General features: G+C 37.3%; 10 protein-coding genes and 1 other annotated feature. All 10 genes read left to right on the top strand.

The window, feature by feature from the left end; translation table 11 throughout:
• Nucleotides 1–378: 378 nt before the first annotated feature.
• Complete coding sequence (gene polA, locus DX933_RS02105; RefSeq protein ID WP_223805845.1) at nucleotides 379–3,021, top strand: DNA polymerase I; 2,643 nt, start codon at nucleotides 379–381, stop codon at nucleotides 3,019–3,021.
• A gap of 14 nt (nucleotides 3,022–3,035) precedes the next feature.
• Entirely contained in the window at nucleotides 3,036–3,863 is an 828-nt protein-coding gene (gene mutM / locus DX933_RS02100; RefSeq protein WP_123314827.1) for a DNA-formamidopyrimidine glycosylase, read from the top strand.
• Nucleotides 3,864–3,901: 38 nt separating this feature from the next.
• Nucleotides 3,902–4,507 (top strand): dephospho-CoA kinase, encoded by a 606-nt coding sequence (coaE, locus tag DX933_RS02095; protein WP_123314826.1) that lies wholly within the window; start codon nucleotides 3,902–3,904, stop codon nucleotides 4,505–4,507.
• Nucleotides 4,508–4,695: 188 nt separating this feature from the next.
• Nucleotides 4,696–5,727 (top strand): glyceraldehyde-3-phosphate dehydrogenase, encoded by a 1,032-nt coding sequence (locus DX933_RS02090; RefSeq protein ID WP_123314825.1) that lies wholly within the window; start codon nucleotides 4,696–4,698, stop codon nucleotides 5,725–5,727.
• Between the two features lie 382 nt (nucleotides 5,728–6,109).
• Nucleotides 6,110–6,496, top strand: a complete 387-nt coding sequence (locus DX933_RS02085) for a cytosolic protein (RefSeq protein ID WP_123314824.1) — start codon at nucleotides 6,110–6,112, stop codon at nucleotides 6,494–6,496.
• 29 nt (nucleotides 6,497–6,525) lie between these two features.
• Complete coding sequence (nrdR, locus tag DX933_RS02080) at nucleotides 6,526–7,008, top strand: transcriptional regulator NrdR (protein ID WP_123314823.1); 483 nt, start codon at nucleotides 6,526–6,528, stop codon at nucleotides 7,006–7,008.
• A gap of 58 nt (nucleotides 7,009–7,066) precedes the next feature.
• Nucleotides 7,067–8,428 (top strand): replication initiation and membrane attachment family protein, encoded by a 1,362-nt coding sequence (locus DX933_RS02075; protein WP_123314822.1) that lies wholly within the window; start codon nucleotides 7,067–7,069, stop codon nucleotides 8,426–8,428.
• 5 nt (nucleotides 8,429–8,433) lie between these two features.
• Nucleotides 8,434–9,363, top strand: coding sequence for a primosomal protein DnaI (gene dnaI, locus DX933_RS02070; RefSeq protein ID WP_123314821.1), 930 nt, complete (start codon nucleotides 8,434–8,436; stop codon nucleotides 9,361–9,363).
• Between the two features lie 186 nt (nucleotides 9,364–9,549).
• Nucleotides 9,550–10,398, top strand: coding sequence for a sporulation protein YtxC (ytxC, locus tag DX933_RS02065; protein WP_123314820.1), 849 nt, complete (start codon nucleotides 9,550–9,552; stop codon nucleotides 10,396–10,398).
• A 411-nt stretch (nucleotides 10,399–10,809) separates the two neighbouring features.
• Nucleotides 10,810–12,747 (top strand): threonine--tRNA ligase, encoded by a 1,938-nt coding sequence (gene thrS / locus DX933_RS02060; RefSeq protein ID WP_123314819.1) that lies wholly within the window; start codon nucleotides 10,810–10,812, stop codon nucleotides 12,745–12,747.
• Between the two features lie 167 nt (nucleotides 12,748–12,914).
• Nucleotides 12,915–13,050: a sequence feature (ribosomal protein L20 leader region), on the top strand.
• Nucleotides 13,051–13,179: the final 129 nt, after the last annotated feature.

The following is a 13,179-nucleotide window of genomic DNA, read 5'->3' as shown; positions in this document are numbered from 1 at the left end:
TCTTTATTAAAATCTATAACCCTGAAGGTTAGTATGCGGCAGCTAACTTTCAGGGCATTTTTAGGTTAGAATCAATATAATTCAATGTAGCTAGAACAAGTATCAAACAGACTTTTATCATTGGAAATGATAATATTACTGTAAATCGAATGGAATAGGATAAGGAGGAACGTGCATGATTGATGTTGTCACAATCATTATTATTGTAATCGCTTATTTACCAATTACAATGAACTTCCAGAAACGAATTCGCCAATTAGAGGATGAAGTAGCATCATTACGAAAAAGACGATAATGGGCTAAGAGTTGCTTGCCATGTCATCTAGGTATAAATCATGCTAAAATATAAGAAGCTTGATGAATAGGGAGGACGATTCATTGTCTAAACAAAAGTTGGTATTAATCGATGGTAATAGTATTATATACCGGGCATTTTTTGCATTACCTTTATTAAATAATGATAAGGGTGTATTCACGAATGCAGTTTATGGCTTTACTACTATGTTATTGCGGATTTTAGAGGAGGAAAAGCCAACCCATATGCTCGTGGCATTTGATGCAGGTAAAACAACCTTTCGTCACAAGACTTATCAGGATTATAAAGGCGGAAGACAAAAAACACCACCAGAATTATCAGAACAGTTTCCGCTTGTACGGGAGCTTTTAGATGCATTTGATATTTCACGCTACGAACTGGATCAATATGAAGCAGATGATATTATTGGTACGTTAGCAAAACAAGGAGACGAAAAGAAATGGGATATTACCGTCATTTCAGGTGACAAGGATTTGCTGCAGCTCGTTACTGATCATGTCACAGTTCACGTTACCAAAAAAGGAATAAGTGAAATCGAAGCTTACACACCAGCATATTTGCAATCCAAAATGGAAATCAATCCAGATCAAATCATTGATATGAAGGCATTAATGGGAGATAGCTCCGATAATATTCCTGGCGTGCCTGGTATCGGGGAAAAGACGGCCATTAAATTACTTAAACAGTATAAAACATTAAATGAAGTATATGCACATGTGGAAGATATTAGCGGTAAAAAACTAAAAGAGAATCTGGAAACTTATAAAGATGATGCATTTATGAGTAAGGAATTGGCAACGATCAATTGTGAATCCCCAATTCAAATTGGCCTGGAAGACCTTACATTTTCTGGCTATGAGGATCAGAAAGTAAGCACAATTTTAAAAGATCTTGGCTTCCAATCACTGCTGAATCGCATAGCCGATGATGCGGGTGATATCGATGCGATGAATGAAGAATTATCGGAAATATCGTTTCGTGTTGTAGATGAAATTACTGCGGACATGCTGCCGGAAGAAGGGGCACTTTTTATTGAAATGCTAACAGATAATTATCATCAAGCTCCGATTGAAGGAATTGGTTTATCAGACGGCAAAAAGACCTATTTCATTCCAACAGATGTTGCTACAGGCTCTACACTATTTCGTGAATGGGCAGCAGACGCGCATAAACGTAAACGGGTGTTTGATGCGAAACAGGCATCGGTTAGCTTGTTGAATCAAGGAATTGAATTAAATGGTGTCGTATTTGATTTATTGCTTGCATCGTATTTATTGAATCCAGCCGATAATAATCACAGCATTCCGGCAATTGCAAAGCGACATGGTGGGGAACAGGCGCTTTATGATGAAGAAGTTTATGGAAAAGGTGCAAAACGGAAGGTGCCAGAACAGGCTATACTTGCAGAACATATTGCAAGGAAAACATTACTCCTATTACAACTATCAGATCGGTTAGAAGAGGAATTACAAGATAATGAACAAGCGGCATTACTGAAGGAACTTGAAATGCCATTGGCACAAATATTGGGAGTAATGGAGCATCAAGGTGTTTTAGTCGATGCAGAAAAACTCCATGCCATGGGAGATGATCTGAAAACACGACTCGCTCAAATTCAAAAAGATGTGTACGAGTTAGCTGGAGAAGAGTTTAATTTGAATTCACCAAAACAGCTTGGACCAATTTTATTTGAGAAGTTGGGGCTTCCTGTTATAAAGAAAACAAAAACAGGCTATTCCACCGCAGCAGATGTATTGGAACAGCTTGAGAAGGAGCATCCAATTATCCCGAAGATTTTATTGTATCGTCAGTTGGGAAAACTACAATCAACCTATATTGAAGGGCTACTGAAAGTGATTGATAAAGAAACGGGAAAAATCCACACTCGCTTTAATCAAGCTTTGACACAAACAGGACGTTTAAGCTCAATAGATCCCAACCTGCAAAATATTCCAATCCGTTTGGAAGAAGGAAGAAAAATTCGACAGGCATTCATTCCTTCAGAACCAGGATGGGTAATGTTTGCTGCTGATTATTCTCAAATCGAGCTTCGTGTACTGGCTCACATTGCTAATGATGAGAAGCTTGTCACGGCATTTAAAGAGGATGAAGATATTCATACGAAAACAGCAATGGATGTATTCCATGTTGAAAAAGATGCTGTAGATGGACAGATGCGACGAGCAGCAAAGGCAGTAAACTTTGGAATTGTATATGGAATTAGTGATTATGGTCTATCCCAAAATCTTGGAATTACACGGAAGGAAGCGAAGCAGTTTATTGAACGCTATTTTAATAGTTATCCTGGTGTAAAACAGTACATGGATGACATTGTTCAAGAAGCAAAGCATAAAGGCTTTGTCACGACCTTGATGAATCGAAGACGATACTTGCCAGATATTACGAGCAGGAACTTTAACTTGCGTAGTTTTGCAGAGCGTACAGCGATGAATACACCGATCCAAGGCAGTGCTGCAGATATCATCAAAAAGGCAATGATTGATCTTGATGCAAAACTAAAAGAAGAAAAGCTTGAGGCAAGAATTTTATTACAAGTGCATGATGAATTAATTTTAGAAGCGCCGAAAGAAGAAATAGAACAATTAAAAGAAATCGTCCCAGCAATTATGGAACATACAGTAGATTTAAATGTGCCATTAAAAGTAGATTATGCATATGGTGAAAGCTGGTTTGACGCAAAGTAAGGGGAAAAGAAAGCATGCCGGAATTACCAGAGGTAGAAACGATACGTCATACGTTAAAGCGATTTGTTGTCGGAAAAACGATAGAAAATGTACAGGTTTTTTGGCCAAAAATCATTAAGCAACCTGATGATGTAGAAGCATTCAAATTACTGTTACATGGACAAACAATTCATGATATAAAACGTAAAGGAAAGTTTTTACTATTTGAATTAGATGATTATTATTTAGTATCACATCTTAGAATGGAAGGAAAATATAGTGTCCATCCAAAAGTAGAAGCTATACCCAAGCATACGCATGTAATCTTTGCTTTATCCACAGGTGAGGAGCTGAGATACAATGACGTTCGGAAATTTGGCACGATGCATGTATTGGAAAAGAATCAGCTCTTCCAGGAAAAGCCATTGAATCATTTAGGGCCAGATCCATTTGATCCTGAATTTACTATAGATTACTTTTCGGAAAAGATAAAACGAACCAATCGAGTGATTAAAGCTGTTTTGCTTGATCAGACAGTGGTCGCCGGACTTGGAAATATTTATGTAGATGAAACATTATTTAAAGCAGGTGTCCATCCGTTGAAAAATGCAAATAAGCTTACCAAGGCAGAAATAGCTGCTATTCGTAAACAAGCGATTGCTACACTTAAGGATGCTGTTAAACAAGGTGGAACGACGATTCGCTCCTATGTCAATGGGCAAGGGGAGATGGGTATGTTTCAACAAGAGCTTAATGTGTATGCGCAGGAAAATACAGCCTGTAAAAATTGTGGCAGGACAATTATTAAGATGAAAGTTGGCGGTAGAGGGACACATGTTTGTCCAGGCTGCCAAAAACAGTAGTCCGAATAGGATAGATATGTAACCCAGGAGTGATGAACGTGACATTGATTATCGGTCTTACCGGTGGAATTGCCAGTGGAAAGAGTACAGTGGCGGCAATGTTTAAGGAATTGAACATTCCAGTTATTGATGCTGATGTTATAGCTCGGGAAGTGGTTGAACCGGGTGAAGATGCGTACGAAGCTATTTTACAACAGTTTGGAACAGATATATTAGCTGATGATCAAAAAAATATTAATCGTAAAAAGCTTGGTGATGTTATTTTTACAAATGAAGAAAAACGAAAACAGCTGAATGAAATTGTCCATCCAGCCGTTAGAAAACGAATGCTCGAACAACGTGACCAATGCGTGCAACAAGGAGTGCCATGTGTTGTACTGGACATTCCTCTACTATTTGAAAGTAAGTTGACGCATTTTGTAGATCGGATAGTTGTAGTTGCAGTAACGGAATCTGTGCAATTACAGCGGCTTCAGGAACGAAATGGATTTACAGAGGAAGAAGCCAAGAATCGAATAAACGCACAAATGCCATTGCAGGATAAAGTAAAACTAGCGGATGCAGTACTACAAAATGACGGTACAATAAACGAAACGAAAACACAGTTGCTTCATTTATTGAAACAATGGGAAGTAAATCATTGAAACTAAATTATTTTATAAATCCAGTGTACAGTTCTTAGTATACTGGATTTTTCGTATCTTGCTCGTCCATTAATTCAGAAAACATAATCTTATTTAATTATCAAATTTCAGATACAATTCTTTTTTCATTGTGTTATACTATAATCAGAAATTCGTTGTAAGAGTATAACACATTAGGAGGACTACGAATGAGAAAAACCCGAATTGCTATTAATGGATTTGGTAGAATTGGTCGAATGGTATTTCGCCAAGCAGCATTAGACAATCAATTGGAGGTTGTGGCAATCAATGCAAGCTATCCAGCGGAAACATTGGCCCATTTGATCAAGTATGATAGTGTTCATGGTGTTTTTAACGGTGAAATTAAAGCGCTTTCAAAAGGCTTGGAAGTGAATGGTAGGAAAGTAGATATTGTTAATTCAAGAGAACCACATTTACTTCCATGGAAAAAATATGATATTGATATCGTAATTGAAGCTACTGGTAAGTTTAATTCAAAAGATGCAGCTATGGCCCATATTGATGCTGGTGCTAAAAAGGTAATTATCACAGCTCCTGGAAAACAAGTTGATCAAACCATTGTAATGGGTGTTAATGAAGATAACTATGATGACCATCACGATGTTATTGTCTCGAATGCCTCTTGTACGACAAACTGTTTAGCACCTGTTGTAAAAGTTTTAGATGATGCTTTTACGGTTGAAAATGGTCTGATGACGACCGTTCATGCCTTTACCAATGATCAGAAGAATTTGGACAATCCACATAAGGATTTACGAAGAGCTAGAGGCTGTACACAATCCATTATTCCAACATCAACCGGAGCTGCAAAAGCACTAGCAGAAGTAATGCCACATTTACAGGGAAAGCTGCATGGTATGGCATTACGGGTACCAACTCCTAATGTTTCCTTGGTTGACTTGGTAATTGATGTTAAACAGCCCGTCACAGTAAAACAAGTGAATGAGGCCTTTCGAAAAGCAGCAGCGAATCAGATGAAGGGCATTCTATCTTATAGTGAAGACCCACTTGTATCCATTGATTACACCACAACCGTTTTTTCTGCAATTATAGATGGATTGTCAACAATGGTAATGGATGAGACAAAAATTAAAGTTCTTGCATGGTACGATAATGAATGGGGATACTCCGCAAGAGTTGTAGATTTGACAAAGTATATAGGTAATCACATTCATCAAGAACAAGCCAAAATATCTTAATATAAAGTATGTGAATTAAACTTTTAATTTAATATGCCGAGGCAGGCTCGTGGAACGCGGAGTAGATGGATGAAGCGACGAGGCTGATCAGAAAAATGTAAAGGAGTTCCAGTAAAAATTAATTTACTGAAGCTCCTTTTGTTGTGTTTCATTGGGTGTATCCCAGACTCAACTCAATGATGATAATTTCTCATGAACATGAAAACTTTTCATTCATTTGTATCCAATTGAAATAAAGTATTAAAAATGAAGTAAAATCCTTCCTTATTCGTCAAAGTCCGCAAATATATTATGGATTTGACAAAAAACATGATAGAATAATATACAATTAGGAAACATATATAGAAAATACATAGTTGAATCAATTGATGGAGTTGAGAGAATGTCTTTTCGTCATTTTGTACAAAAAAACTTTAATAACCATGCTGAATCTAGAGATGAGCATTGGAATAAAACTTTACAAACAAAATATTATAAAACAACAAAAGATAAAGCAATGGAAAGTTTAATTAGCTTATTCGAACGCTCGGAGAAATATAACTTGAACGCAGTATCCAAGGAACATGGTGAAATTAGCGTAACAATAAAAAAAGGAAAAAAGGCTTTTATTGTTGCAACTGTCATTATGGTTCGGCCATATCAAACGGCTATAGATTTTTCTGTTACAACAGAATCCATCATACCTTTTGATTTTGGTTACAGCACAAAAGTCATTCATCATTTATATGAGTTAGTTGGACGAGATTTACAAGTTTTGGATAAACGTTAAGCTTTAACGCAGGAATGGGGTTGAATTCCATGAGATGTTCCAATTGTCAATGTAAAAGTACAAAGGTGCTTGACTCAAGACCGATAGAGGAAGGCCGTTCAATTAGAAGAAGAAGAGAATGTGAACGTTGTGGTTTTCGTTTTACTACGTTTGAAAGAATTGAAGAAGTACCATTAATTGTTGTAAAAAAAGACGGTGCAAGACAGGAATTTAGTCGGGAAAAATTAATCCGTGGTTTGATTAAATCCTGTGAGAAGCGACCTGTTTCGATTGAAACGATGGAAACCTTGGCAATGGAAGTGGAGAGAGAAATAAGAAATAGTGGTGTGTCTGAAATTGATAGTAAGGAAATAGGGGAATTGGTAATGAAACGCCTGTCTGAGGTAGATGAAGTAGCCTATGTTCGTTTCGCCTCAGTATATCGACAGTTTAAAGATATTAGTGTGTTTCTAGATGAACTGAAAGACTTAATTGATTCTGAAAATCAGGACAGCAAAAAGAATTCTAGATGAGCCGTAATGTCAGGCTCATTTTATTTTACAACACTCCGAAGGGTAAAGGATGAATGTGATGAGACGGATTGGAAAAATATTGCCAGTAGATGGATATGCTGTGTGTTTAAAAGGGAGTTTACCAGTACATTATATAAAGTCCCTGACTCATTTATACCAACCGTTGATTGGTTCTCAAGCAATTATGCTATATCAAACCTTGTTACATGAACTGGAATTACAAGGGGATAAGATTCAAACCCACCATACTTTAATGAATTATTTATATCTTCCCTTGGATGAACTATATGAGGCGCGGGTTAAGCTTGAGGCAATTGGATTATTGAACACGTATGAAAAAGACCTAGACGGGAAGCGGCTATTTACGTATGAAATAAAGCCACCATTTTCGCCAACTGGTTTCCTGAATGATGCGATGTTATCACAGTTATTATTTCATCATCTAGGTAAAGATCGATATAAATTGGTACGAGAATTATTTGAAACGGATCAATTGCCTCAGCAAGGTGAAAATATTACCGCAGCCTTTAATGATGTTTTTACGACGATACACCCTACAATGGAACAGGTTTCTTCTATTGCTCATTATAGTAAGAATCAAGGTCCTGTAGTCGAACAAATTGATTTTAGCTGGATGGAACAAATGCTGAAACAACGTATGATTCCAACACAGTCTGTCTTAACAAAGGAAAACCGTCGAATTATTACGCAAATGATGTCTATATATCATTTGGCTACCCATGAAGTAGAAAAAACCATTCTCTGGGCACTTACGGATGAAAATAAATTAGATGTGGATGAATTTAAAGAGGCCTGTCACCATTTATTCCAGTCCAAACATGGCCAATCAGTGGTGAAACTCAATAGAAAACAAATTAATCTGTCAGACGAAAAGCCAATAATTGAAAAGGAAAGTACAAAAGAAGAACAGCTCATTCAACAGCTGGAAGTCATTTCTCCACGGCAATTACTAGCAGATTTATCAAGTGGTAATCAAGCATCTGAACAGGATATGAAGGTCATACGAGAGGTGATGACCTCCCAGGGTCTACCTTCTCCGGTAATGAATGTGTTAATTCATTATGTTTTATTGCAATCCAATATGAAATTGTCAAAGGCGTATTTAGAAAAAATCGCTAGTCACTGGTCGAGAGCAAATCTACAAACGGCTAAAGAAGCCATGGAGTTTGCGAAAATGGAAAAAAACAAATACCAAAAACAACAACGAACGAAAACATCTACCTATCGAAATTATAAACAAAAAGCACCCGAAGTTATTCCGGACTGGTTTAAAAATCGTGATAAAAAAGACCAGGTGATTCCTTCACAAGAGACAATAGACTTTGAAAAAGAACAAGCAGAAATTGCAGCGGCACTACAAGAATTCGCAAAAAATAACAATAATCATTTTCAGGGGTGAAGTGCATGAAACCGGTACAATCAACTTTACAAAAGTGGTTGGCGGAAAATAAGAATTTCCAAGAAAATTATGCAAAAATAAAAGCGGAAGTTCTACAGGATCCAGATATCAAAGAATTTTTACTCCATCACCCACAAATTAGCGATAAAGAAATCAATCGAAGTCTTATTAAACTATATGAATATAAGACACAATCTAAACAATGTGACCGTTGCAAATCGTTGCAAGATTGTCCTAATATGCTGAAGGGCTATTCACCGATTCTTCAAGTAGTAGGCGGGGAAATTCATTTGTCTTATGAGAAGTGCCATACGCGGATTGCATATGAAAAAGAACAGCAGCAGCAAAAGCTGATACAAAGTTTATATATGCCGAAAGATATTTTACAGGCAAGCATTCAAGATATCGATGGCTCGGAAAGAGGAACTGCAATTCAGGCGCTAATTAACTTTTTAAAACAATTAAAATCAGGGCTACCACGTAAAGGACTTTATCTACATGGGAAATTCGGTGTCGGAAAGACGTATCTACTTGGTGCGCTGGCAAATGAATTAAAAAAAGCTAATATCTCCTCCATGCTTATTTATATGCCAGAAATGGTTCGGGAAATTCGCGGTTCTTTGAAGGATGATTCCATTAATGAGAAAGTAGAATTCTTTAAAAAGGCAGATGTCCTTATGCTGGATGATATCGGTGCGGAGTTACAATCTGCATGGTTCCGCGATGAGATATTAGGTTCCATCCTGCAATATCGTATGATGGAAGGTTTGCCTGTGTTTTTCACTTCCAACTACACGTTGAATCAATTAGAAAGTCAGCTTGCATCGACTAAAGACGGCGTAGAGCAGGTCAAAGCAGGGAGAATTATAGAACGAATTAAACAAGTTAGCCGTGAAGTTTCTGTAGAAGGAAGTAATCGAAGAGAAAATGATTAATGAATGCATACAAAACTGTGCTTTTTTTTATGAGGCACAGTTTTTTATTTTATGATTTTCAAATTTTACATCCACAATCATATTTTGTCGTATTTCCACAAAGTGATTACTTTCCTGCGAATACACATTTTTTATACTTTTTGTCCATATAATGTATCAGTTTGTTTGGGATAAGGGTGATGTTGTTTGCTGGAGGTATATTTTGAATCTGATGCTGAAGCAATTGGTTTTTGTGAGTATTTATTTAGTTATAGCAAAAGAATAGAATTAAATTGGAAAACAAATGAAGATTGGGGGAATCGTATTCAAATTACAGGTGAATGGAGTACAGGCTCAAAGCAAGATCATGCTGCGACAGCCATGGCAGATGTATTCGAAGTCAATCGGTTAACACCGATGCTTGAGGAGATTATTTCAAATTGTTATTACTATACGAATGAAGATGAGATGGAACGGATCTTAGAGCTGACACACTGGCTACTAAAGAATGATGCGCCAACAACAATGGTTCCGGAAACAGAAATAAAACCATTGCAGCAATTATTTCATATTTTTTTGGATCATGTAAAACAGATGGAAACCATTCATTTTGATTCCATTGTGAAGTTTAGACTAGGAGTAGTAAAGGATCAATTGATACATTATGTAGGACTTGCTATTGATGAATTTAAAAGAGAAGAAGATCATCAAACATTCATCAATATGTTGAGAGAATATATTGAGAAAAAGAAATCTGGTTTTCCTGTTATTCATATCTTGCAAGGTGATCCATTTGCCTTCTTTAAGTCAAGTGGGAAACGGTTTAGTAATATGGAATTGCGCATGCTTATGCAACAAGAACCGCTCTATATGGTTGGATTGGATAGCAGTGAAATGAATCTAGCTCCATTAGTGGCAATGGCTCCAAATCAAATTAAGATTTATGGGGATAATCCCTCAGAACCCAAAACTTTAACCATCATAAATATCTTCCAAGAACGGGTATCCTTTCAATCATTGAATCAATTTCCGTTTCCTAATTATCGAAAAGTGTAGCAGAAGCTTGCATTATTAAAAATTTGATTTATAATATTACTTATATTATTTTTACAAACTATAGGTACTGACAAGGACATGATTATTTGTCAAACCGTGCTGTTTAGAGAGGGAAGTTCCCGGTGAAAGCTTCCTCAGCACAACGAATAATTACCACCTTGGAACCCTGCTTTCGAAACGAAGTAAAAAGCAGCGTCTCATCCGCGTTATGGATTTGAGATCCGTTATTGATGGATGCGGAAAATAGGGTGGAACCACGTGACCAACGCTCGTCCCTTTGCTTAAACAGCAGAGGGATGGGCGTTTTTTAATATGTCGAATCACTTTCGGACAATGGTAGTGCTCCCAAAGTGAAGTAAATACCGCTGGTTTGAGAAAAATAAAACGAATGAATAGAAGGAGTGTTATCAGATGGCAGATATTCAAATTGAGTTTCCAGATGGAGCAAGTAAAGGGTTTCCAAATGGAACAACCGGTGAAGAGATTGCTCAGTCCATTTCACCAGGCTTGCGAAAACAAGCTTTGGCTATCAAATTGGACGGCAAGGAAGTGGATCTAAGAACACCACTTTCACATGGTGGGAAGATTGAAATTATCACCTATAAACAGCCGGAAGGGATTGCGATTATGCGGCACTCCACTGCACATTTATTGGCTCAGGCTGTTAAACGCTTGTACAAGGATGTTCAGTTTGGCGTAGGTCCAGTCATTGAGGAAGGATTTTATTATGACATGGAAATGGAGCATAAAATTACACCTGAAGACTTGCCTAAGATTGAGAAGGAAATGCAGCGTATCATCGATGAAAATCTTGATATTGAACGTATAGCGGTATCACGTGAAGAAGCAAAACAAATGTTCCGTGACATTGGCGATCATCTCAAGTTAGAATTGATTGATGCAATCCCTGAAGATGAGCAAGTAACCATTTATAAACAAGGTGAATTTTTTGATTTATGTCGTGGCGTCCATGTACCTTCCACTAGTAAAATAAAGGCATTCAAATTATTAAGCATTTCTGGAGCTTATTGGCGAGGAGATAGTAATAATCAACAGCTACAACGTATTTACGGAACTGCATTTGAAAAGAAAAGTCAGGTCGATGACTATTTAAAATTACTTCAGGAGCGTAAAGAGCGAGACCATCGCAAGCTTGGCAAAGAGCTCGGAATTTTCACGGTGTCGCAAAAGGTTGGTCAAGGTTTACCACTATGGTTACCGAAAGGAGCAACAATTCGTCGCATTATCGAGCGCTATATTGTGGATATTGAAGAAAGACTTGGCTACGATCATGTATATACGCCTGTACTGGGTAGTATAGATTTATACAAAACGAGTGGTCATTTGGATCATTATAAGGATGACATGTTTCCTGAAATGAAAATGGATAATGAATCATTGGTGCTGCGTCCAATGAACTGCCCGCATCATATGATGGTATATAAAAATCAATTATACAGCTATCGTAATTTACCAGTTCGCATTGCTGAACTAGGCACCATGCACCGTTATGAAATGTCTGGTGCATTAGCAGGATTACAACGTGTACGCGCGATGACATTAAATGATGCGCATATTTTTGCAAGACCTGATCAATTGAAACAGGAATTTGTAAGAGCAGTGGAATTAATCCAAAGGGTATATAAAGATTTTGGTATCCATGATTTCTATTTCCGATTGTCTTACCGTGATCCTGACGATAAAGAAAAATATATCGATGATGATGAGATGTGGGATGTAGCGCAGTCCACTTTAAAAGAAACATTAGATGAAATGGGTCTCTCTTATGTAGAAGCAATTGGTGAAGCAGCATTCTACGGTCCGAAGCTGGATGTCCAAGTGAAAACTGCACTTGGGCATGATGAGACATTGTCCACTGTACAGCTAGATTATCAAGCTGCGGAAAAATTCGAATTAACCTATGTAGGGGAAGATGGCAAGGAACATCGTCCTGTTGTTATCCACCGTGGAATTGTTGGAACAATGGAGCGGTTCGTTGCATATCTACTTGAAGAATATAAGGGAGCCTTCCCGGTGTGGCTTGCACCTGTACAAGTTAAAGTAATTCCTGTATCACCAAAGATTCACCAGGATTATGCAAATCAGATTGTAGATGCATTAAGAGAAGAAGGAATCCGCGTGAATATAGATGATCGTGATGAAAAAATAGGCTATAAAATACGTGAAGCTCAAACGGAAAAAGTACCATTCTCCCTCGTATTAGGAGATCAAGAGATAAACGATAACACAGTTAACGTTAGACGCTATGGCCAACAGAAATCGGAAACGTTACCTTTTGCAGATTTTGTATCGCTGATTCAAGATGAGATTAAAACGAAAAAAAAATAAAGCATTGAATTATTGAGGCTGGTATACCCAGCCTCATATTGTATGTCCTTTCGTCTTACACCTTTATATGCTATAATAGTATGTGTACGAATTAATATACATTAAAGAAATGGTTGACAGCATTTGAAACACATGCTATATTTAAAAAGTTGAAAATGAATATGATCTGTGACAAGAAGAAGCACCCGCTTCTCACCTGTTCAACGCGTTCATGCAGTTGGCTGGTTTTAAAACATCTTTTGAATTACTTATCATAAGACGTGATATGTGGGTGCACTCGTGCGCTCACATTTTTTTTGGTAGTAAAGAAGTATAAACACTTCTTACTACATACGCGCAATGAAGGCTGTCGCTGAAACTAGGGTGACAACCGATTTTCTAAGCATGTTGTGGATTGATGGTTCATTCGTACAGCAGGATTGCTTGTCATTA

The sequence above is a fragment of the Ornithinibacillus gellani genome (assembly GCF_003730295.1).
Classification (GTDB): Bacteria; Bacillota; Bacilli; order Bacillales; family Amphibacillaceae; genus Ornithinibacillus_A; species Ornithinibacillus_A gellani.
This window is presented reverse-complemented; position numbering and strand designations above follow the sequence as displayed.